18 protein-coding genes are annotated in these 23,679 nt (G+C 47.6%); 5 read left to right on the top strand and 13 right to left on the bottom strand.

Annotation, left to right across the window (positions count from 1 at the left end):
- Positions 1–32 precede the first annotated feature (32 nt).
- The 7 genes from aroA to DF182_RS19220 form a co-directional block, all read right to left on the bottom strand.
- On the bottom strand, positions 33–1,301 hold the full coding sequence (aroA, locus tag DF182_RS19250; protein ID WP_113617453.1) for a 3-phosphoshikimate 1-carboxyvinyltransferase: 1,269 nt from the start codon (positions 1,299–1,301) through the stop codon (positions 33–35).
- 39 nt (positions 1,302–1,340) lie between these two features.
- Positions 1,341–2,366 carry a 3-dehydroquinate synthase gene (gene aroB / locus DF182_RS19245; protein ID WP_113617452.1) on the bottom strand — a complete coding sequence of 342 codons (1,026 nt, stop codon included), beginning with the start codon at positions 2,364–2,366 and terminating at the stop codon, positions 1,341–1,343.
- 29 nt (positions 2,367–2,395) lie between these two features.
- A complete protein-coding gene (locus tag DF182_RS19240; protein ID WP_245957490.1) occupies positions 2,396–3,499 on the bottom strand; it encodes a chorismate mutase in 1,104 nt (367 codons plus the stop codon).
- A 35-nt stretch (positions 3,500–3,534) separates the two neighbouring features.
- Positions 3,535–4,377 carry a prephenate dehydrogenase gene (locus tag DF182_RS19235; protein WP_113617451.1) on the bottom strand — a complete coding sequence of 281 codons (843 nt, stop codon included), beginning with the start codon at positions 4,375–4,377 and terminating at the stop codon, positions 3,535–3,537.
- Entirely contained in the window at positions 4,374–5,537 is a 1,164-nt protein-coding gene (locus tag DF182_RS19230) for a pyridoxal phosphate-dependent aminotransferase (RefSeq protein WP_113617450.1), read from the bottom strand. The genes DF182_RS19235 and DF182_RS19230 overlap by 4 nt, the downstream gene beginning before the upstream one ends.
- 21 nt (positions 5,538–5,558) lie before the next feature.
- Positions 5,559–6,383: a prephenate dehydratase gene (locus DF182_RS19225; protein ID WP_113617449.1), complete on the bottom strand. Its 825-nt coding sequence runs from the start codon at positions 6,381–6,383 to the stop codon at positions 5,559–5,561.
- Between the two features lie 638 nt (positions 6,384–7,021).
- Positions 7,022–7,261, bottom strand: a complete 240-nt coding sequence (locus tag DF182_RS19220) for a hypothetical protein (protein ID WP_113617448.1) — start codon at positions 7,259–7,261, stop codon at positions 7,022–7,024.
- A gap of 135 nt (positions 7,262–7,396) precedes the next feature.
- On the opposite strand from DF182_RS19220, the gene DF182_RS19215 reads away from it, so the two are divergent.
- Entirely contained in the window at positions 7,397–7,972 is a 576-nt protein-coding gene (locus DF182_RS19215; RefSeq protein WP_113617447.1) for an RNA polymerase sigma factor, read from the top strand.
- 12 nt (positions 7,973–7,984) lie between these two features.
- A complete protein-coding gene (locus DF182_RS19210; protein ID WP_113617446.1) occupies positions 7,985–9,079 on the top strand; it encodes a S1C family serine protease in 1,095 nt (364 codons plus the stop codon).
- A gap of 75 nt (positions 9,080–9,154) precedes the next feature.
- Here DF182_RS19210 and DF182_RS19205 read toward each other — a convergent pair whose 3' ends face one another.
- From DF182_RS19205 to DF182_RS19180, 6 genes are all read right to left on the bottom strand, one after another.
- Complete coding sequence (locus DF182_RS19205) at positions 9,155–9,871, bottom strand: carboxypeptidase-like regulatory domain-containing protein (RefSeq protein WP_113617445.1); 717 nt, start codon at positions 9,869–9,871, stop codon at positions 9,155–9,157.
- Positions 9,872–10,047: 176 nt separating this feature from the next.
- Positions 10,048–10,992 (bottom strand): aldose 1-epimerase, encoded by a 945-nt coding sequence (locus DF182_RS19200; RefSeq protein ID WP_113617444.1) that lies wholly within the window; start codon positions 10,990–10,992, stop codon positions 10,048–10,050.
- A gap of 79 nt (positions 10,993–11,071) precedes the next feature.
- The gene (gene xylA / locus DF182_RS19195) at positions 11,072–12,400 is read right to left on the bottom strand and encodes a xylose isomerase (protein WP_113617443.1); all 1,329 of its coding nucleotides are present in this window, start codon (positions 12,398–12,400) and stop codon (positions 11,072–11,074) included.
- Positions 12,401–12,423: 23 nt separating this feature from the next.
- Positions 12,424–13,914: a xylulokinase gene (locus DF182_RS19190; RefSeq protein ID WP_113617442.1), complete on the bottom strand. Its 1,491-nt coding sequence runs from the start codon at positions 13,912–13,914 to the stop codon at positions 12,424–12,426.
- A 20-nt stretch (positions 13,915–13,934) separates the two neighbouring features.
- The gene (locus tag DF182_RS19185; protein WP_113617441.1) at positions 13,935–15,611 is read right to left on the bottom strand and encodes a sodium/sugar symporter; all 1,677 of its coding nucleotides are present in this window, start codon (positions 15,609–15,611) and stop codon (positions 13,935–13,937) included.
- Between the two features lie 194 nt (positions 15,612–15,805).
- Positions 15,806–16,948 carry an NAD(P)/FAD-dependent oxidoreductase gene (locus DF182_RS19180; protein WP_113617440.1) on the bottom strand — a complete coding sequence of 381 codons (1,143 nt, stop codon included), beginning with the start codon at positions 16,946–16,948 and terminating at the stop codon, positions 15,806–15,808.
- A gap of 73 nt (positions 16,949–17,021) precedes the next feature.
- On the opposite strand from DF182_RS19180, the gene DF182_RS19175 reads away from it, so the two are divergent.
- The 3 genes from DF182_RS19175 to DF182_RS19165 all read left to right on the top strand — a co-directional run bounded on the left by DF182_RS19175 (position 17,022) and on the right by DF182_RS19165 (position 23,289).
- Positions 17,022–18,071, top strand: coding sequence for an NAD(P)-dependent alcohol dehydrogenase (locus DF182_RS19175; RefSeq protein ID WP_113617439.1), 1,050 nt, complete (start codon positions 17,022–17,024; stop codon positions 18,069–18,071).
- Between the two features lie 185 nt (positions 18,072–18,256).
- The gene (locus DF182_RS19170) at positions 18,257–22,348 is read left to right on the top strand and encodes an RHS repeat-associated core domain-containing protein (protein WP_113617438.1); all 4,092 of its coding nucleotides are present in this window, start codon (positions 18,257–18,259) and stop codon (positions 22,346–22,348) included.
- Positions 22,349–22,356: 8 nt separating this feature from the next.
- A complete protein-coding gene (locus DF182_RS19165; protein ID WP_113617437.1) occupies positions 22,357–23,289 on the top strand; it encodes a hypothetical protein in 933 nt (310 codons plus the stop codon).
- Positions 23,290–23,679: the final 390 nt, after the last annotated feature.

Raw genomic sequence — 23,679 nt, 5'->3', positions numbered from 1 at the left:
TGATGATTTAAATTGAATGAAAAAAGTACCCGTTAGCTGTTAGCTTCCACAGCTATTTTGCCGCCCAGCAGTTGCAGATGGTCGTAAAATTCCGGATAGGATTTGTTGACAGCTTCTGCATTTTCGATGACTACGGGACCGTCTGCGGTAAGAGCCGCTACGGCGCAGGCCATGGCAATGCGGTGGTCGTTGTGGGAATGTACCTGTGCACCTTTGATGCCGGTACCGCCATGCACCAGCATGTCGTCGCCCTGAAGATCTATCCGGATGCCCATTTTACCAAACTCCTGCTGCAGGGTAAGACCGCGGTCACTCTCTTTATGTGCGAGGCGGCTCACGCCTTTTATTTTCGTAGTACCGTTACAGTTAGCCGCCAGTGCTACCAGTGGCGGGAACAGGTCGGGACAGTCTGTAGCATCTATTTCAAAGGCTTTGAGGCCGTTTTTCTGAATATTCACTGTAAACATACCTGGCAGTATAGAAGTGCCAGCCTTTTCCAGCGCTTCCAGGATAGCCTTATCTGACTGGGCAGAAGCGGTATTCAGATGCTGTACTTCCGCTTTTCCGGCTACAGCAGCTGCCACCAGCAAAAAGGCGGCACCGCTCCAGTCACCTTCCACCGTATAGTCGGTAGCGTTATAGGACTGTTTTTTACCAAAACTGAATGTTTCGAAGTTCTCTTCCTTCACCTGTACGCCGAAGTGTGCCATCAATTGCAGGGTCAACGCAATGTATGGTTTACTTTTAAGATCTTTAACGGTGATGGTCACATCTTCTGCAGCAGCGCCATAGGCCATCAGCAGGCCGGTGAGGAACTGAGAGCTCAGGGAACCGTCGATGGTAATATTTTTAGGTTGTAACGGACCCTTTATATGCAGCGGCAATTTACCTTCCTGGGTAGTACATTTTACATCCAGCTGTGGCAGCACTTCTTCAAAGAAATGCATAGGCCGGGTAGTGAGACTACCATGTCCGACAATGGTGATGGGAATAGCAGCCAGGGCGGCTATTGGCGTAAACATACGGATACCAAGACCGGACTCTCCGCAGTTGATTTCATCATAAAACGGTTTTATGCCGTTGCTGGTGATTTCGAAATGATCGTCTGTTCTTTTTATTCGGGCACCGAGGTTTTCCGCTACTTCGAGTGCTGCCAGGCAATCGTTGCTCAGGCCGGGATTACGGATGATACTGGTGCCATTTGCCAGCAGCGCTGCCGCAACAGCACGCTGCATCGCACTTTTGGAAGGGTTGGCCGTAACCGTGCCTTTAATGATGCCTGGTGATACAGTAACTTGCATATGTATATGTAGTCCGCCTTTAAATGTTTAGAAAAATAATTACAACTCCTGCAGCAGCAGTTTCAGGTCTGCAATAGGAACAGGCATGGTAGTAGCCTTACCTATTTTCTCCAGCAGTACAAAATGGATGGCGTCTTTTTCCCGCTTTTTGTCCAGCTTGAAGATGTCAAACACAGCTTCTTTATCAGAAGTAAACGCCACTGGCAGCTGGTAAGCGCTGATGAGCTCTATCAGCCGCAGGGTTTGTTCGTTGGGGAAATCCATCAGTTTTTCAGAAAAGCGCGCAGCTGCTACCATGCCGATAGCCACTGCTTTACCATGGTCCATATGTTCCAGCTTTTCAACCGCATGTCCGAGGGTATGCCCGAAGTTGAGCCAGCGGCGTGGGCCTGTCTCAAACTCATCTTCCAGCACCACTTTGGTTTTAGCCTCTACTGATTTCTCCACGAGGTATTCAAGTACTGCCACATCTCTGGCGAGTGCCTTTTCGCGGTTCACTTCGAGATAGTCAAACAGTCCGGCATCCATGATGCAGGCATATTTGATGATTTCCGCGAAGCCATTGTGCCATTCCGCATCGGGCATGGTCAGCGGCAGTGCATAGTCAAAGAGGATAAATTCCGGCTGGCGGATAGTGCCGAGCAGGTTTTTATGTTTACCATGACTTACGCCGTTTTTACCGCCGATAGAGGCATCTACCTGTGCCAGTAAGGTGGAGGGCACGAACCCGAAGGGGATGCCCCTCATGTAGATGCTGGCAGCGAAGCCGGCCACGTCGGTGATCATGCCGCCGCCGATGCCTACCAGGGTGGTCTTACGGTCTGCCTCATGGGCAATCAGTCCGTCGATGACCTTTTCCACAGTAGCCATGTTTTTCACTTCTTCGCCTGCGGGCACCACAATTTTTTTCCAGTCGTGCAAGTGATGACCATGCAGTCTTTCCACATTTTCATCTATCACCAGTACTGACCGGTTGCGGTCTACATGGTTTCCCAACTGCAGCAGGCTCTCGCCCATGAGATAGGTAGTGGCCTGCTGCTGAAAGTTATTGGTAAGCTTTTTCATTCATTGAATTTAGCTGTCAGCGTACGCTGTTATTTTTCTTCGTTCATCACCCTGTTCTGGCGGTTGATGGATTCCAGGTGCACAGCATCGAAATATTTCAGGATGAATTCTTTGGTCAGACCCAGTTTTTCACCTTTTGCGATGTTGCGGTCCAGGATCTCATTCCAGCGGTTAGTTTGCAGGATGGTGATGTTGTTTTCCTTTTTGTACATACCGATTTTTTCGGCGATTTTCATACGGTTGCCCAGCAACAGCATGATTTCATCGTCTACCTGGTTGATCTGAGCGCGCAGTTTTTCCAGAGCGGTATTGAAGTCTTTTTTATCTGTATGTTCTCTTCTCCAAACGATGCCATCGAGCAGTTCAGCCAGTTTGGAAGGAGTTACCTGTTGTTTGGCGTCGCTCCATGCGTTGTCCGGATCTACGTGTGTTTCGAGCATGAGACCATCGTAATCCAGATCGATTGCTTCCTGAGATACTTCCTGCAGGATATCGCGGCGGCCGGAGATGTGGCTGGGGTCGCAGATCATCGGCAGTTCCGGCATACGACGTTTTAGTTCGATAGCGAGGTGCCACATGGGAGCATTACGGTATTGGGTATTGCCATAGCTGGAGAAACCGCGGTGGATAAGACCAACTTTGTTAACACCGGCTTTCTGGATTCTTTCCACAGCACCGATCCACAGTTCCAGATCAGGGTTGATCGGGTTTTTGATCAGCACGGTAGTGTCCACCCCTTTGAGCGCATCAGCAACTTCCTGTACAGAGAAGGGGTTTACTGTGGTTCGGGCTCCTACCCACAGGATATCCACACCAAAGTGCAGTGCATCTTCCACCTGTTTAGCGGTAGCTACTTCTACGGCCAGCGGCAGACCAGTGAGTTCGCGGGCTTTCTGCAGCCATGCGAGGCCTTTGGTACCGATACCTTCGAAAGAGCCCGGACGGGTGCGGGGTTTCCAGATGCCGGCGCGCAGTACGTCTACTTTACCGGTTTTTTGCAATTCCAGCGCGGTAGCCAGTACCTGCTCTTCTGTTTCAGCGCTGCAGGGACCGGAGATGATCAGCGGCTTTTTGTCAGATGAAGGATCTGAGAATTTGGTTTTGGATAATATTTCTTCCATTGTCTGTACCATAGTATTGAAGTTAAGTAGATTGTTAGAATTTATGTTTATTTCAGGATTTTCCTGATTTTATTGGATTTCTGAATCAGTTTGTAAAAGGTGTCGTAGTCTTCTGCTTCCAGCAATGCTTTCATCTGCTGCAGCTGATGAATATGTTCGTCTAATACGTCGAGCACATTGCCACGGTTGTGTTTGAAGATGGGCACCCACATGTCCGGTGAACTTTTAGCGAGACGTACAGTGGATTCGAAACCACCGCTGGCCAGTTCAAAAATGCGGCCTGACTCTTTTTCTTTCTTGAGCACGGTGAGTGCCAGTGCAAAAGAGGTGATGTGGGAGATATGCGACACGTAAGCAGTATGCAGATCATGTTCTTCTCCATTCATATATACCGTGCGCATCTGCAGTTTGTCGACCATATCCTCTACCATTTCGAGGGCATCTTCATCACTGTTTTTAACATCACAGAGCACCATAGTTTTATTTACGAACAGGTTGCGTACAGCAGCATCGGGGCCGGAATACTCGGTGCCGGCCATCGGGTGGGCTGCTACAAAACGGCCACGATTAGGATGACCGGCAACGAGTTGCAGTATTTTTTGTTTGGTGGAACCTACGTCCATAATCACCTGGTTGGGCCGTACCTTGTCCATGAGGGTGGGCAGCACCTGCAACACACCATCTACAGGGATAGCCAGTATGATCAGGTCAGAGCATTGCATGGCATCGTCGAGCGTCATACCTTCATCGATGATGTTCAGCTCTTTAGCCCTTTGCAGATGTGATTCGTGCTGATCTACCCCGATGATCCGCTCTGCCACTCCTTTTTCCCGAAGGGTGATGGCCAGCGAGCCGCCTATTAAACCTGTTCCTATTATTGTTACAATCATTTTATTGCTGTTTTAATACGGTCAATGGCTTCCTGGAAAACTTTTTCATCCTGACAGAGACTTACTCTGATATAGCCGTTGCCGTTACTTCCGAAAATGCCGCCTGGTGTGATAAATACCCGGGCTTTGTGCAACACTTCATCACTGAGCGTGTAGCCGTTATCGTAAGTATCCGGTATTTTGGCCCACACAAACATGCCCACCTGGTTTTTATCGTAGATGCATTGCAGCAGGTCCAGCAGCTGGAATACTTTTTCGCGGCGTGCGCGGTAGATATTATTAAGACCATCGTACCAGTCCTTACCCAGTTGCAGTGCTTTAACAGCAGCCATCTGTAAAGGTTGGAACATACCGGAGTCCATATTGCTTTTAAAGCGGAGCACTTCAGCGATCCATTCGGCTTTGCCTACCAGCATTCCTACTCGCCAGCCGGCCATATTGGAGGATTTGCTGAGTGAGTTGAGTTCCAGTACCACATCGCGTGCACCTTCAAACTGCAACAGGCTTTCAGGCTGTTCGTTGAGGATGAAGCTGTACGGGTTATCGTGGCAGATCAGGATATTATGCTGTTTGGCGAAGGCAATCAGTTTTGCTGCGAAAGCCTTGTTGACCTTGGCGCCGGTGGGCATATGCGGGTAGTTGACCCACATCAGTTTTACGCGGCTGAGGTCTTTTTGCGCCAGGGCGTCCAGATCAGGGAGCCAGCCGTTGGCTTCTACCAGGTCGTAATCCACCACGGTAGCGCCGCTGAGGTTGACAGCAGAGCGGTAGGTGGGGTATCCCGGGTTGGGGATCAGTGCTTCATCGCCGGCCTGGAGATAGGTCATGCAGATGTGCATGATACCTTCTTTGGAGCCGATGAGCGGGAGCACTTCCGTATCGGGATTTAATGTCACCTGATAATAGTGCTGATACCAGTCGGCCATGGCTTTGCGTAAGGCGGGGATGCCTTTGTAGCCCTGATATGCGTGGGTATTGGGCAAAGCAGCCTGTTCGTGGAGAGCCGCCACCACAGAAGGGTGTGGAGGCAGGTCCGGACTTCCGATACCGAGATTAATGACCCTGGTACCGTTCTGGTTCATCTCATCTATTTCCCGCAGTTTTTTGGAGAAGTAGTATTCTTCTGTTCCCTGTAATCTTTTAGCAACCTGTATCTGCATAATCCTGATTTCTGAAACTGATTAATGTGTTTTTCCTTTTTTGTAGATGCCCAGCACTTTCAGATTTTCTGTGAGTGGCGCTATTTTTTCGAGCGCTTTTTCGAAGTGTGCCGGAGAATCAAATTCCATATCGGCATGGAAGTAATAGTTCCATTCTTTTGCCGGGATGGGAAAGGATTGCAGCTTGGATAAGTTAATACCGGCGTCGGCTATTTTGGTCAGCACTTTTGCCAGGCAGCCGCGCTCATGGCTGGTATGAAAATAAACAGAGGCTTTATTGGCATCCGGCGCGGTGGGTACAGCAGTACGGGACAGCGCCAGGAAACGGGTATAATTGTTTTTGTTGGTCTGGATGTTGGGCTCGATGATATCCAGTTCGTAGATTTCAGCAGCCAGTTTGCCAGCGATGGCAGCTACACTTTTCAGTTTTTTCTGACGGATGTGTTTGGCGCTGAGGGCGGTATCTTCGGTTTCCACCAGTTTGATATGCGGGTGTTTTTCCAGAAAGTCGATACACTGTAAAAGAGCCATGGGATGGGAATGTACCTCACGGATATCTTCCATAGTCTGACCAGGCAGCACCATCAGGTGCTGGTTGATCTGCAGGTACACTTCACCGGTTACGTGCAGGCCTGAGTTTTTGAGGAGGCTGTAATTGGGTAAAATGCTGCCTGCGATAGAGTTTTCGATGGCCATGATACCGGCATCCACGCCCGGGTCCTGTTTAACCTTACGTACCAGCTCGCTAAAAGTAGCACAAGCTTCAATGCTGGTATTCTTTCCGTAGAAGCTCTGTGCTGCGATCTGGTGAAAAGCACCTTCAAACCCTTGTATGGCAATTTTCATGTGTATTGAATTGATTTTATTTATTTATAGTTGCTGTAGCAACTAGCTATTTAAAACAGAAAGGGTCCCGTTTGCGGGACCCTTTGCCTGGTAAACTTTTTATATAAAGTATGTTTATTGCAAACGAGTCCCTGTCTTCTTCGCATAAAAGAAGTAATAAAAATAATAAGTACTAAAGTTGCGATTTAACATATACGATTATTGAGTAATTAAAAAGGCCTCCCGACTTTCGGGAGGCCTTTTTGTAGTTTCTTTATGTTTTCTACTTACAAACGACCTCCCTATTCCTGGTACCAGAAATAATAAAAGCCAAAAAATCCAAAAGTCGTTTGTGTAGTCATGATCTGATTTGATGTTGCTTTGAATGCCTTACAAAAATACATCACGGTTTTAATTATCCAAGCGGCAGACACAAAAAATACATATTTTTAAATAATAGGGGCCATTTATTAAAATAATTCTAATTTCACTGAAAAGCAGGGGCAGTGGTTCTATAAAAACGGGAGAAAGAGCATTATTCTGAAAAAAACAAAATAGCTAGCTCATCAGTACAAAATAAAAGGCATAAAAAAACCGCTATGGCTTGAACCATAGCGGTTTATATAAAACCTCGCGGTTTTTAAGTCAGAATTGTCTGATTAGTGGTGAGCAGCAGCAGAGTCAACTTTAGTTGCAGCAGCAGCAGCAGCGGAGTCAACTTTAGCAGCAGCGGAGTCAACTTTTGCAGCAGCAGTGTCAACTTTTGCAGCAGCTGAATCGATAGCAGCAGCGTTAGTAGCAGTAGAGTCAGTAGCAGTTTTAGTTTCGCCACCACCGCAAGCTACAGCGAACAGACCGAAAGAGAGAGCCAGGAAACCGAGTTTAATTACGTTCTTCATCGTACAAATAATTTAAGGTGTTTTTTTTGAATGATTTAACCTTTATACCGGGATCACCCAAAAGGTAACCCAAACTTTTAAAAAATTTTTTTTTCGGTACTTTGGGTTACCAAATGCCTAATAATAGTATTAAGAGTGAAGCAACATCAAGACATAACAAGAGACAGGGAATTATTGCTGGGACTGGCAAGGAGCGATGATAAGTCATTGGAAACCATCTATTCAGAGAATTTTCCGGCTGTGCTGCGCATGATTTTACAACATAATGGCAGCGAAGATGATGCAAAGGATGTTTTCCAGGAAGCGATTATCGTTTTATATGAAAAGGCTTGCGAAGGTGGTTTTAATCTGACCAGCCGGTTAAAAACTTTTCTTTACTCCGTTTGCCGCCATATCTGGTTAAAGAAGGTACAAAGCACATATGGGCTTTATTCCATCCCTCCGGAAATGGAAGAAGTTATTCCGGCTACAGAAGCATTAGACGATCACTCCGCCAAAGACGAACAGTTCCGTATTATGGAAGGTGCGATGGAAAGTATCGGAGAGCCTTGCAAAACAATTCTGGAAGATTATTATCTGCGTAAGAAATCCATGCAGGAAATAGCAGACAAATTCGGATATACCAATGCCGAAAATGCCAAAAACCAGAAGTATAAATGTCTGATGCGACTGAAGAAGTTATTTTTTGAAAAGTACAATACATCATTATAAGCAGCAACGGCCATGAAAGAAGATATGAATCTACTACGTGAAATTGAACGTTACCTCGAAGGGGAGATGAGCGGACAGGAGAAAGCCGTTTTCGATGAACTGCGTAAAAACAATCCGCAAATCAACCGTCAGGTAGAAGAGCAGCAGTTTTTTATGCAGCAGCTGCAACATTTTGGCCAGCGCCAGTCGCTCCAGGCTAAAATGAATAAAATACATGAACAACTGGATATGCCTACCCTGCGTAAACAGGCACAGGAGGCTACCCTTACTGCCAAAAGGATATCTATCCGTCGCAGAACTATCACCAATCTGGCTGCCGCAGCCTGCATCGCCCTGGTGACATCCTTGTCTACCATTGCCGTACTGCAGAACGCAGCCAAAAACAAATCTACTGCCCAATATGAAGATGTAAGAAGGGTCCTGAACAATATTCAGCGTTCCCAGAATGCACTCATCAACGATATTAATAATAAGAATAAAGCACCGGTAAATCCCGGCACTTATGGCGGTACCGGCTTCGCTGTATCCGGCAATGGTTATATCGTAACCAACTACCATGTAGTATCCGGCGCGGATTCCGTATACGTACAAAACAATAAAGGTGAAGCTTTTAAAGCAGTCAGCGTCTTTGAAGATATCTCCAGCGACCTGGCCGTTCTCAAAATCGCAGATTCCAGCTTCAAAAGCCAGCCTCTCCCCTACGCTTTAAAACCCCAAAGTGTAAAGCTGGGTGAAGAAGTATTCACCATGGGCTTCCCCCGCGATGAAATCGTTTACGGCAAAGGATATATCAGCGCCAAAACCGGTTTCAACGGCGACACAACTGCCTATCAGGTATCTATCCCGGTTAATCCCGGCAACAGTGGCGCACCGCTGTTAGACAATGCCGGCGATGTGGTAGGTATCGTTACAGGCAAACAAACCACTTCCGATGGTATCGCGTTTGCAGTAAAATCAGCTCATCTGAAACGCCTCCTGGATGAAATGCCCAAAGAGAAAGGCGTTAAAAAGGAATGGGGCCATAAAAGCCATCTGGAAGGCTTAAACAGAGTAGACCAGATCAAGAAACTGGAAGACTTTGTGTATATGGTGAAGGTGTATAACTAAGGTTTTCAACACAATAGCATATATCAATCAAAAGGGTGAAGACTTCGGCTTGTTCTTCACCCTTTTTCTTTGCATTTATTTTTTGCCCCATGCCTTATACCTGTCTGTGATCCAATACAGGAGGTCATTGTGACCCAGGGCCCTCAGGGTATTGTAGTCCGGATAATTATCCCGCATAAACAGCTGGAGCGAATCACCTTTGAGGCCGGTCACCTGGTTTACCAGCACCGGTGTAAAACGGGAGTCTATATATTTTTCCCGCTCCATATCCTCGTAATTTTTCTTGAACTGCCGTTTTTGTCTTTCTCCTTTAGAGAAACGGGTAATGGGGCTGAACACAATACCAGCTCCCTGTGGAGTACTTCCACCAGCAAGCGGCTTGTTAGGCTGGTCCAGCAGATAACCGTACTGCCGGCGGCGTTCGACGGAGTCCATCTGATACGGTGTATACTGCGATGATATCTCCACCCCTTTCAGAAAACGGCTGGCTACTACCAGTTTGACATTGATCGTTTGTGTACCGGTGGCCAGGGTAACCTTGACAGTATCTGAGAGATACCCTACAAATGAGAAAGCTATTTTATCGTTCCGGGAAGCTTCAATCCTGTAAAAACCACCCTGGTCAGATAATGAATGTTTGCCGGTAGTGAGATTGGTAACGGTAGCAAACGGCAGCACCAGCTTATTACTGTCTGCGATCTGCCCGGTTACAATCACCTGCGCCTTTGCCAGAGAGGGAAACAAAAAGCCTGCGATACAGCCCAGCACCAGTGTACGTAAGAGAACCTTCATAAAATTGAAAATGTTTTTATTCCTGACTATCCTTCCTCTACCTGAACAACCATTACAGTGTATACATTGTTCATATCCTTTCCAGCCCACAAATTAAATAAATTGATGGGTTGTGAAAACAAAAATCCTCCGGCTATTTACCGGAGGACTGATTTATTTTTATTTCAGGTTAAACATCAGACAGTTACCTTAATTCTGGTATCAAAAGCCTTGCTTTCGTCAGCGGCGAGTGTTACGAGCCCGAGACCATTATTAAAGGCATTCGGTGCTCCGCTCAGGTTTTCTACCGCAATACTGTTGCGGTGTGGTGGAGTGTATATCTGCAGAATCGGATAGCTGTTACCCGGGAAAAAGTCGATGCGAATATTTTTCACCGAATCATGAAGTGAAGCCAATGGCTGGGCATGAGAAAAATCCAGCACAAAAGAGTTATCCAGTTCTACACCGGCCAGCTTTTTACCATTCACATATTCCGTAAAGGGAAGCACTCTGCCGGTAGGAATCAATTTAGCGTCGAACTCCACAATTTCTTTGGAAGCGAATGTCAGCGTCAGCTCATCTACTGGAGTACCGGTGGTAAAATACGGATGCCATCCGTCCATTACCGGAATGGATGTCTGGCTTCGGTTGATCACCTTCGTGCTGATCTCCAGCTCATTGCCGGCATGCAGTGTATAAGTGGCCAGGCAGTCGTAGCTGAAGGGATAACCTGTATCTTCTTCCTTAAAACTATAAGTCAGCGTTACAGAAGCCTGCTGTTCGGAAGCCTGCTGTGCAGCCACCGTAAACTTTGCATCGTATAGCAGTCCATGGATGGCATTGCCGGGAGCAATTGTTTTTTCGATACTATAGGAGCTGCCTTCCCATTGATAGGCAGCATCTTTTATGCGGCATGCAAAAGGGCTCAGTTTTACACTTTTGAAGCTGACACGGAGGTTATCCTCCAGGTCCTGCAGGCTGCTATAACTATCTATCAGGTTGATGGTTTTGCCTTCACGCTGTACTTTAAAAGCATGTAACAATGCACCATGGGCCGGCACAATTTCTACCTGGGTACCGGTGTTGTCATCTGTGAGTGCAATGATGTCAAATCCTGCTTCGTGAAAATTTTTAATTGTCATTGTTCATTGTTTTGTTGCGTAAGGTTTCCTTGTAAAGCCCCGTAGCTGCGTTCTATTGCTGTGCCGGGGCTTTATGAGATTATATACATCCGTTGATAATATTCTCCAGCCATTCCTGTTTACCGCTGGTCTGTGCCGGCTCTCCGTTGGAGATAGCGAAGCTGCGAAGATCTTCCAGTGTCAGCTGGCCTTCTTCAAAAGCTTTTCCTTTGCCGGAATCGAAGGAAGCGTAACGGTCGGCACGGAATTTTTTATAGGCTGTTTGCGTCAGTACCTTTTCTGCGATGATCGCCGCTCTGGCAAAAGTATCGATACCACCGATATGTGCATGGAAGATATCTTCCAGATCGGTGGAGTTGCGGCGTGTTTTGGCATCAAAGTTAACACCACCGCCGGCAAATCCGCCAGCCTCGAGGATAACAAGCATGCTTTCCACCAGCTCATTGAGGTTGATGGGGAACTGGTCGGTATCCCAACCGTTCTGGTAATCGCCACGGTTGGCATCGATGCTGCCTAACATGCCGGCATCGGCAGCCACCTGCAGTTCATGTTGGAAGGTATGACCCGCCAGTGTAGCGTGATTAACTTCAATATTCAGCTTGAAGTCTTTGTCAAGTCCATAGTGGCGGAGGAAGCCGATCACTGTGGCGCTGTCGTAGTCGTATTGGTGTTTGGTAGGCTCACAAGGTTTGGGTTCAATGAAGAACGTTCCTTTGAAGCCTTGTTTACGGGCGTAGTCACGGGCCATGGAGAGGAAGCGGGCCAGGTGTTCCTGTTCGCGTTTCATATTGGTATTGAGCAGGGTCATATATCCTTCTCTACCCCCCCAGAACACGTAGTTTTCACCGCCCAGAGCGATGGTAGCATCCAGCGCGTTTTTCACCTGCGTGCCGGCATGGGCCAGTGCGGCGAAATCGGGGTTGGTAGCTGCGCCGTTCATATAACGGGGATGGCTAAACACATTAGCGGTACCCCAAAGGAGTTTCACACCGCTGACATCCTGTTTTTGTTTGGCGTAGTCAACGATCTGCTGCATTCTGCTTTCATATTCAGCGATGGTAGCGCCTTCATCCACGAGGTCTATATCATGGAAACAATAATAAGGCAGGCCCATTTTGGTGATGAATTCAAAAGCAGCATCCATTTTATCAAAGGCGCTCTGCACAGGGTCCTGCGATACCAGCCAGGGGAAGTGTTTGGTGCCGGGTCCGAAAGGATCGCCGCCGGTGCCACAGAAGGTATGCCAGTAGGATACCGCGAAGCGGAACAGTTCCTTCATGGTTTTACCTGCTATGAGGCGGTTTTCGTCGTACCAGCGATAAGCCAGCGGATTGTCTGACTGCAGCCCTTCGTAACTTATTTTCCCGATGTTTTTAAAATACTCGTGGTTTCCAAGTGTAATGCTCATAAAAGTGGATTTTAAAATATCGTTCACAGATCACCGTTACACATGAGTGCCCGCAGTCCTGCCAGCCAGTGACCATATGCATCACGGTACTGTGACAGCAGCTGGTCATCTGGTTCTATTACCGCCAGGCAGCGCATGCCCCGGTGTGCTTCTTTGAGGGGCACATAACCCGCTCCAACGGCGGCACCGCGGGCAGCACCCTGTGCTCCGTCTGTATCATACAGTTCGATGACCACATTGGCCGTATTAGCAAACGCCTCGCGGAACAGCGGGCTGAGAAACATATTAGCGTTGCCGGCTCTTACCCGATGGATAGTGAGATCCATTTCAGTCATAATATCCAGGCCATAGTTCAGTCCGAATACGATCCCTTCCTGTACGGCTCTCATCATATGCGCCTGGCTATGCCGGTTGAAATCGAGATGGCTAACGGTAGCGCCTGTACTTTTATTCCCCAGAATCCTTTCTGCGCCGTTTCCAAAAGGGAATACCAGCAGTCCATCTGATCCTACCGGCGCCTGAAGGGCGATGGTATTCATATCGGGATAACTGATCTCTCCGATCATGTTGCGCAGCCAGCTGTTGGCAATACCGGTACCGTTGAGGCACATGAGTACGCCGTCTCTGGTATGGTGTACATCGTTGTTCACGTGTACAAAAGTGTTGACCCTGCTTTTAGGGTCGAAGGTATGTTTATCATGCACAGCGTATACCACACCGGAGGTACCGGCCGTGGTGGCGGCTTCGCCGGGCTGGAGCACGTTGAGCGCAAAGGCATTGTTGGGCTGGTCTCCGGCGCGGTAGGTGACCGGAGTACCAGCCTTCAGCTGCAGGACTGTGGCGGCGGCGGTAGTCAGTTCTCCCTGTATTCCGAAGGTGGGTACAAGATCGGAGAGCAGTTGCCTGTCTATGCCGTAATATTCGAGCAGCCTGGTATTGACGGTATTGCCCGGAAAATCCCAGAAAGTGCCTTCGGAGAGGCCCGACACGGTGGTACAGGCTTCTCCGGTAAGCTTCATGGCGATAAAATCGCCGGGCAGCATTATTTTATGTATCCGTTCATAGATATGAGGCTCTTTTTCGTGTATCCAGCGCAGTTTGGAAGCGGTAAAATTGCCGGGGGAGTTGAGCAGATGCGAGAGACAATACTCTTTGCCCAATGCGGTGAAAGCGCTGTTGCCGATATCTACGGCGCGGCTGTCGCACCAGATGATGGCCGGGCGTAGCACCTGCAGGTCTTTGTCTACACAAACCAGGCCATGCATCTGGTAGGCGATGCCTATTCCTTTTACCATGGCCGGATCAAATGTATACTGGCGTTGTAACAGCTGTGTGGCATGTATAACTTCCAGCCACCAGCTGTCAGGGTCCTGCTCTGCCCACTGCGGATGCAGCACCTGTATGGGCATTTCCCTGGAAGGGCTGGTGGCAGATGCCAGGCATCTGCCACTATCGGCGTCCAATAAAGCTGCTTTTATAGAAGAGGAACCAATATCATAACCGATGAAATACATGGGAACTACGGGATTTGCGATTACCAGTATACGGTATACAAGGCAATCAGGATACCTATAATAAACAATGCACCAATGGTAAAGGGCATCGCTGTTTTAAACATGCTGCCGTCTATTGCCAGTCCTTTTGGATTGTTTTTGCTGGAAGGATCAGCCAGGGAGATGATGATCATACCTACCACACAAATAACAAACACTACGCCCATACGGTCGATGAAGGCCATTTCATATACACCGGCCGCATTGGGGGCAGCCCAGCCAAACTGATACAGTGGCTCCAGGTTTACCCACATCGGCAGGAATTTCAACACAAAAGACATCACCAGGCCAGCTATCATCGCAAACAGGGCCGCATTGGAAGTTGTGCGTTTCCAGAAGAAACCCATCACAAACATGGCGAAAACACCAGGAGATACGAAACCGGTATATTCCTGAATGAACTGGAAACCGCCTTTTTTATCGATACCCAGGAAGTTGGACAATACGATAGCGATTACCATAGCGATGATAACAGTTGTACGCCCTACACTTACGATTTTCTTTTCGTCAGCGTCTTTGTTGTATATCTTCTTATAAATATCCAATGAAAAAATGGTGGAAATACTGTTGGCTTTACCTGCGAGAGAGGCCACCACAGCGGCGGTCAGGGCAGCAAAAGCCAGACCTTTCAGGCCCATGGGCAGGAGGTTGAGCAATACAGGGTAAGCATTGTCCGGATTCAGGGAGCCATCCTTCAGCATTTCACCATGATACAATCCCTGTTGGTACAGCACATAAGCAGCAATACCCGGTAATACCACGATCACGGGCATCAGCAGTTTCAGGAAACCGGCAAACAGCAGACCACTGCGGGCAGTCTTGAGATCGGCGCCCAGTGCGCGTTGTGTAATGTATTGGTTACAGCCCCAGTAGTTCAGGTTGACGATCCACATACCGCCAACGAGTATACTGAGTCCCGGTAGGTCGAGATAATGTGGCTGGTCTTTCTTAAAGATCATGTGGAAATGATCATCGGCATGCTGATGCAGGAGACTGAAACCTTTGAGCACACCGCTCTGGCCGAAATGCTGTGCCACCAGGTCCAGTGCCAGATAAGTAGTGGCCAGACCGCCCAGAATGAGGAAAAACACCTGAATAACGTCTGTATAACCAATCACCTTCATACCACCCAGTGTAATCAGCACTGCAAAGAAGGACAATGCCACCATACAGGCGTAGAAGTTGATGCCTGAAATTTTGTTGATAGCCAGCGCACCCAGGTACAGGATAGAAGTCAGGTTCACCACCACATAGAGGAGCAACCAGAACACTGCCATGATAGTACTTACTGTTTGATTATACCTGCGCTCCAAAAACTGAGGCATGGTATAGATCTTGTTTTTCAGGTAGATGGGCAGGAAAAACACCGCCACCACAATGAGCGTGGCAGCAGCCATCCATTCATAGGTGGAGATAGCCAGACCCATAGAAAAACCGGAACCGGACATACCGATGAACTGTTCTGCCGAGATGTTGGAAGCGATCAGCGAAGCACCGATAGCCCACCAGGTGAGCGAGCCTTCAGCCAGGAAAAAGTCTTTGGAATCTGTTGTTGCCTTCTTTTTCTTTTGATAGATATAATACCCGTAGCCGGCCACTATTACAAAATATACCAGGAATACCAGGTAATCAACGTAGTGAAGTAAGTTTGGTTGCATAAACGTTCAAACGTGGTTTTAAATAAATTTAGCGGATCAATATAGTGAAATAAATGTATTTATTACGCTTATGACACTATAAAAATGCTAAAACTAAAAACCGCAGCCATTTACCGCGGTTCCCGAAAATCAAATCTATACATTTAAATTTCCTATCAAAGTCCATTAACAAAAAAACGGGGGGCAAAGGGTTTTTATTTTTGTTCGAGGGCCATGGTGGCAATTTTATCCCCGATAATGGAGCCAATAGCCACGCCCATGCCGCCCATGCGGACGCCGAGGATGATATTGTCCGTATAGGCGCGGACGATAGGTTGTTTGGTATTGCCGAAGGCCATGATGCCGGTCCAGCGGTCGGCGATGATAAAAGGCCGTCCCGGCAGGATAATATGGCGGAGCATTTCTTCCAGTTCGTGCTGAATGCGGTCGTTGAACCTGAAATCGGTGGATGTTTCCCCGGAGAAGTCCAGCTGGCGGCCACCGCCCAGTAATACCCGTCCATCCAGCTCCCTGAAATAAAAATACCCTTCCTCCAGGTGGAAAATTCCTTTGAAAGGTAGTCCGGGTACGGGTTCGGTGATGAGCACCTGCCCTCTTCCGGGTGTTACCTCCAGCTGCGGCAGCAGCTGTCCGGTAAAAGCGTTGGTGCATACCAGTAACTTATGGGCCTGAAAGATAATATCTTCTTTCAGGGTATGGTTGGTCACTATCACGTTGACGCCTGTATGCAGATCTTCCATGCGTTCAATCCGGCAGCCGGTCTTTATCTCCACGCCCATGGCGATAGTTTTGTCTATCAGCGCCCGCATCATGCTACCGGTGTGGATTTCTCCCTCGTAGTTGTTGCGGACCATGGCTTTTACATGGCCGGTGGCAAAGCCGAAGCCGCTGATCTTTTCATTGGCAGGAGAAAAAGCGGGGGCCTCATCCAGTATACCAGCCAGCAGTTGGTTGACCACCTCCAGCTGGCCCAGTGCCCATTCTTCCCTGGTGCCTATCAACTCATAACTGCCGTTTTCCCGGTAGCCGATACGTTCATCACCCAGGCGGTGGCGTAACAGCCGCAGACCCGCCAGGCGCATAGCTACCAGATTAAGCACCGTCTCCGGCGGCATCGCTTGCAGATCGGCCAGTATTTCCGTGAGGCTGCCGATACAGGCGAAACCTGCATTTTTAGTACTGGCGCCGGTAGGCAGCACCTCCCGCTCCAGTACCAGCACACGGGCCGCGGGCTGACGCTCTTTCAGGCTGATAGCGGCCGACAGCCCGACAACACCGCTTCCGGCGATGATGTAGTCGTATTGAAGCAGACTTTGCTTTTCCCAATAACTTAACATACTACTAAGTTAATCAATCATCATAATCCTCCTTAAAAAGCAGTAGCTTAGAAACACAAAAATCAATTTGACCATGATTGAAACCAAAGCTTACGCGGCACAGAGTGCTACCACCCCGCTGGGACCCTGGAATTTCCAAAGAAGAGCAGTAGGTCCGCATGATGTACAAATCGAGATCCTGTATTGTGGCGTTTGTCATTCAGATATACATCAGGTAAAAGATGAATGGGGCGGCTCCATCTATCCGATGGTACCCGGCCATGAGATCGTAGGAAGGATCGTAAAAACAGGCGAACACGTGACACGGTTTAAAGTAGGGGACCTGGCCGGTATCGGTTGTTTTGTGGATTCCTGCCGGGAATGCGACCCCTGCGTAGCTGGTGAGGAACAGTATTGCCACAAGGGTAACGCCAGCACTTATAATGGTACCGAGATGGACCGTCAGACACCTACCTACGGCGGATATTCCACCGAGATCGTAGTAGATGAAAAATATACCCTGAAAGTTTCTGATAAATTGCCACTGGAAGGAGTAGCTCCCCTCCTCTGCGCGGGTATCACCACGTATTCTCCACTGCGTCACTGGAAAGTAGGCCCAGGCCATAAAGTAGCTGTACTGGGCCTTGGCGGATTGGGACATATGGCTGTAAAACTGGCCGCTTCCCTCGGCGCCGAAGTTACTATGCTGAGCACCTCTCCCTCCAAGGAAGCAGATGCCAAAAGACTGGGCGCTCATCACTTTGCCCTGATAAAGGATAAAGAACAGATGAAACAGCTGCGCAACACATTTGATTTCATCATCAACACTGTGTCTGCGCCGCATGATTACAGCCCCTTCCTCAACCTGCTGACCCTGAACGGCGTGATGATCTGCCTGGGCGTGCCGCCAGAACCTTCTGCCGTACCGGCTTTCCACCTGATCATGGGCCGCCGTAGTATTGCAGGATCTCTGATTGGTGGTATCCGCGAAACACAGGAGATGCTGGACTATTGTGCGGAACATAATATCACCAGTGATGTGGAAGTGATTGATATCAAAGATATTAATGAAGCTTACGAGAGAATGCTGAAAGGAGATGTGAAATACCGGTTTGTGATCGATATCGCGAGTCTGAAAAAATAATCTTCAAAATACTACAGCGCCTATACGGAGGCAGGTGAATAGCCTGCCTCCTTTTGTTTTTCCACATTTTTGAGTTCATGAAAAATCATTGGTTTTAATTTTTTAAGCGCCGGGCATTTCTTATATTTATTCTACCGTTTCTTTATTATTAGACCCTTGCCCCATGGCATGTAAACCATCTCAACATGCTTGTCAGTAATAAACACTTTACCCCGGTGATTGGACTCGACATCCATATTGTCATCCTGCTGGGTTTTCCTGTTCCGCTGCCTCACCCCTACATCGGACTGGTGATAGATCCGATGGATTATGTGCCTTTCATTGGCGCCAGCACTAAAATAAACCATGTGCCCCGCGGCAAAAGTGATACCAGCGGAAAGCTGGTATTTCTGGTCCATATCCCCATGGGAGGCCCTTTCCTGATGGCCCCGATGATAGGACATGATTCAGTGAATTTCTACGGCAGTAAAAAAGTAAAAGTGGAGGGTAACCTCATGAGCCCTTCCGGACATATGCTGATGACCTGCAATGATATCGGCATGCCTTTGTCGCTTTCTCCCGGTAAAAAATTCATTCCTATTCCCAGCCTGTATCTGCCTACTTCCTATTCCATACCGCTTTCTTTCGGAAAGCCTGTGATGGTTGGGGGCCCTTACGTTCCGGACTGGGCAGGTGTGTTACTAAACCTGCTGATGTCATATGGCTTCGGTGCACTGATGAAGGGACTGGGAAAAGCTGGCAAGAAGGCTCTTACAAAATTCAATCATGCCCTGAAAAATAAGATCGGCAGCAATAAACTCAGCAAAGCGCTCTGCAAGAAAGGTTTTGAACCAGTAGACCTGGTACAAGGCATTGTTATTTATGATGGTTGCGACTTTGAATTGCCTGGTCCTATTCCACTGAAATGGGAACGGTCCTGGAACAGTGACAGTCCTTTTGAAGGGCTGCTGGGACATGGCACTCATCTGAGTTATGATCTTCGTATACAGGAATTTCCTGAAGAAGATGCTACAGTGGTACTGCTGGGAGATGGCCGCAGCGCAGTATTTGATGCATTGCCGTACTCCGGCAACAGTGAATATAACAGACATGAACAGTTATTACTTACCAGAGCTAACATAGAAGAATACACGCTTTTCAGTTATGAAAACAGGCAAACCAGTACTTTCCGTAAGCTACATCCTGCAGACAAGCAATACCGCCTGATCAGCATCACAGATGAAAGAGGATTTATGATCAGCTTTCATTACAACAGTGCCGGGCACCTGCTGCGGGTTATTGACAGCGCCGGCAGATACCTGGCTATCGACAATGATGGTTCCGGCCGCATCACCTGTGTTACGGCTCACCACAAAGGAGAGAAAAGAGAACTGGTACGGTATGCTTATAATGAGGCCGGCGACCTTTGTGAACTCATAGACCCGCTTGGTCAGACCACCTATATCCAGTACCAGGACCATCTGATGGTAAAGAAAACAGACCGCAATGGTAATTCCTTCTACTGGGAATATGATAAGAAAGGAAGATGCATCCATACCACCGGTGATGACGGACTACTGGAAGGATGGCTGGAATATCAGCCGGCAGAGGGTTTTAATCGTATCACCAATACCAAAGGTACTACCACCTACCACTATACACCGGATTTTGTGGTATCGCAGATAACAGACGCACTGGGTAATTCCACTTTCCTGGAATATACGGAAGATATGGAGTTGTACCGGGTGATAGACCCGGAAGGTAACGTTACCGGGTATACGTATGATGAGTTGGGGAACAAGACCAGTGTGGTATTGCCGGATGGGACTACACGTACAAATCTGTTTGATGAAGCCGGCAGACCGGTACTGGAAGAAGATGGTACCGGGAACGGACGTACCTATACGTATTACGAAAATAATGGTCAGGTACATACTATCACAGAAGCCGATGGACGCATCAGTATCTACCGGTATGACGAACTGCAGCTGCTGCATAAAATCGAAACAGAAGAAGAACAAGTTACTGTCCTGAGCTATGATGAAGATTTTAATCTTAGCAGTATCCGTATGCCAGATGAAAGCATGACCTCCTGGGTTTATGACATCTGGGGCAGGTGCGTGGAAACAGTTAATCCAATAAAAGAACAACAACAGCTCCGTTATGATCCGTTGAGCAGAGTTACTGATGTGTGGCTAACAGAAGGCAATCACATTCAACTGCAATACAACGCTTATGAAGATGTAATCTCTATAAAGGATAAAGATCGCCAGATACGCTTTTCCTATACTCCTATGGGAAATATACAACAACGGGAAGAAGACGGTAGCAGTATTCATTTCCTCTACGATCGGGAAGAAGAGCTCACCAGCGTAGTGAATGAACGGGGTGAAACATACCGTATCATTCGGGACGCCAATGGCAACATCACCAGCGATAGCGGTTTTGATGGTCTTGTCAGGTATTATGAAAGAGACAGTTCCGGAAAAATCATCCGGATACTCCGGCCAGGTAACAAATGGACGCGGCTGGAATATGATAATAACGGAAAAATTATCCGCGTAGAGCAATACGATGGCAGCTGGGAGGTATTTAGTTACGACCGCAATGGGAACCTGACAGAAGCCATCAACCAGCATGCTACTGTTCAGTTCCTACGCGATAAACTAGGACGGGTGATGGAGGAATGGCAGGATGGGTACCGTGTTAGCAGTAACTTCAATTCCGCAGGCCAGCGAACATCCATCACCAGTAGCCTGGGTGCTGACATATGTTTTGACTGGAGCCATACCGGCGACCTAACTGGTATCTCCGCTCGTACCAGCCACCAGGAAGACTACTGGACTATGCGCATACAGCGAAATTTGCTGGGGCTGGAAACTACACGTCATCTTCCGGGTAATATCTGTAGCTATTGGCAATATCGTAGTGGCAATGGAATGCCATCCGAACATAAAATATCCGTTAATGGTAAGATAAGCCGCAACCAACAGTATCTGTGGGACAGCCAGAACCGGTTGAAACAGATACTGAATATCCTCAACGGGGGATTAACAAAGTTTGGTTACAATATACAGGACCAGCTATCCTGGGCACAGTATGAAAACGGTCCAACCAGTCACCGTAACCCCGATCGTACCGGTAACCTCTTCCAATCGCCTGCCCGTCAGGATAGAAAGTATAACCAGGGTGGCCGGCTTGCGGAAACAGACCAGGCCCGCTATGTGTATGACGATGAAGGTAACCTTATCCGTAAAATGGTGACCACTGACACTTTTCCCGCCACATGGGAATATAGCTGGTATGCCAACGGCCTTTTAAAAGCTGTAACCCGTCCGGACAACTCCATCGTCTCCTTCCGCTATGATGCGCTCGGCCGAAGGACGGAAAAAACAATGAGAGGCCATATTACCCGGTTTGTATGGGATGCTGATGTACCACTTCATGAATGGACCTATCCGGAAGCAGAACGGCCGCAGATAACGATCAATGAATACGGTGAAATGGGATGGAGCCATATAGAGCCGGTACCTCCGAACAGCCTTACCACGTGGGTATTTGAGGATGGCAATTTCAGACTCTCTGCCAGGATCACCGGTGATCAGCGCTATTCGATTATCACAGATTACCTGGGAACTCCCTGCGAAGCCTATAATGAAGCAGGAAATAAAGTATGGGCCGCTAATCTGGATATTTACGGCAAAATAAATTTAGTACATGGAGAAAAGAATTTCATTCCCTTCCGGTATCCAGGACAATATGAAGACCCGGAAACAGGGCTAGCATATAACCGTTTCCGCTATTATGATGCCGAAACAGGTATATACATCAGCCAGGACCCTATAGGGCTGGCTTCTGAAGAGCTTAATTTTTATGCTTATATTAGAGACCCTAACTTATGGATTGATCCATTCGGACTCAATGGAGTACTGGGTGCATGGGGTGAAAAAGTTGCGGCCAGATACCTGGCCCAACAGGGCCATACCATCCTGGGGTCAGTCCAGAACATTTCGGGACATGGCTTTGATCTTGTCACCAAAGGGCCCAATGGTAATATCAATGTGATAGAGGTAAAAAGCAGTCAAAGCTACTGGAGGAGCAAAAGCAATATGTCCACCTGGACCAACAACAATATCCGCAAAATAACCAGGAACAGCAATGGCCACTGGGGAGGCATGCCAGCCTATCAGAACCGCTTGATGATGGCAATCGCTCAAGCAAGACTGGCAGGCACACTTGAAAACAAATTGGTACAAATTAATGTAGACCAGCGTTCCATCAGAATAAAATGTAAATAGTTCCTATAATGCATGTATACAACAAAGTGATTCAGAAAATTATTGACCATTACGGATATAATCAGCCTTTTGACCTTGACCAAGCCAACAGGGACTTTATGGAAGGTTATATATTTTCCTTCAAAAACTTTAAAAAAAATAAGTACGACTTCCGCCTGTTTATTAGTGTACTAACCAATGTCATGTCAAATGACTCCCATCATATTGCTGCAAAAAAGCTGCTCTTTCAGGGTAATCCCATTTGCTGGAAGTACATGGAGCGGACCGCCCTTTTCTTTACTATGTCCCAAATGGCTGACGAATATATTGATCATATCCGCGATGAGTTTCAATATGCGCTATACACGGAAAGAAACAACCTGCTGGAAATATTGATCGGAAAATCTGTGGACTATCTCAACATGGATGAGTACAAAACCAGCAAGGAACATAAAACACAAAAGGTTTATCCCAGTACCCAACTGCTGCATTTCCTGGTGGAAAAATGGCTGGGACACAACCCTGTTAAAGAAAGAGTGCTTGCCTTCGGGAAAGGGTATGGCATCTATCAAAACCTGATTGATCATTGGGATGACTATAGCAACCTTCCAACCTCCTACTGGAATGAATTGTGTGATCATCATCTGAACAGCGTAGGTATACAGCGTGGAGAAAAATGGGAATACGAGGAGTTTCTGGGCCCCGGATTAATTCCGATGGAGTTTATCAATCTGTTTAAGGTGCGCCGAAAACTAGGCTTGGATGTACCGGTTATCAGCCACCCGCTTTTTGACACCCCTATGGCCGTTGAACCACAGATTCCTACCGGTTATGACCAGCGTTTTGATGTTAAATATCAACTGATCATGCAGACAGCGAAAACACAGAAACAATATACTTATACAGATATAGAACATTTCATACGCCAGGAATATGGCGATAGTGGCGAGTTTTTTTACTAGCTCACCCATTGCGGTAAATAAAAACATGAAAACTGACAACAAGCAGATTGAAAATATTCAAGAGCAGCTTAAACAGAGAAAGCAATTAAGCCAGAGATTTTCTGGTAACTGCTACTGGTAATAAAAAAGCGGACTTTTATGCTGCCCTGCATATGCCTGTTTTCCCACAGTATCAGTCGTGGAGCAAAAAATGGGAGTATCTGCTGTCTGTTCCGGACATCGCACCAAAGAAAAAATCTTTTGTTGTTTTTTATGACACTGTAAAACGGCAGCAGGAGCGATCTGACATGGTACCACTGGAGATAAAACAGGCTATCATCAAAAAAATCAGTTCCGATTGGAGGATGAAGAGTTGCATCCCTATTTAAAGGAGGAATATCTGGCCACATT

The organism is Chitinophaga flava, from assembly GCF_003308995.1.
GTDB lineage: Bacteria > Bacteroidota > Bacteroidia > Chitinophagales > Chitinophagaceae > Chitinophaga > Chitinophaga flava.
Note: the sequence above shows the minus strand (reverse complement) of the source record. Positions and strands in the feature narration are given on the sequence as shown.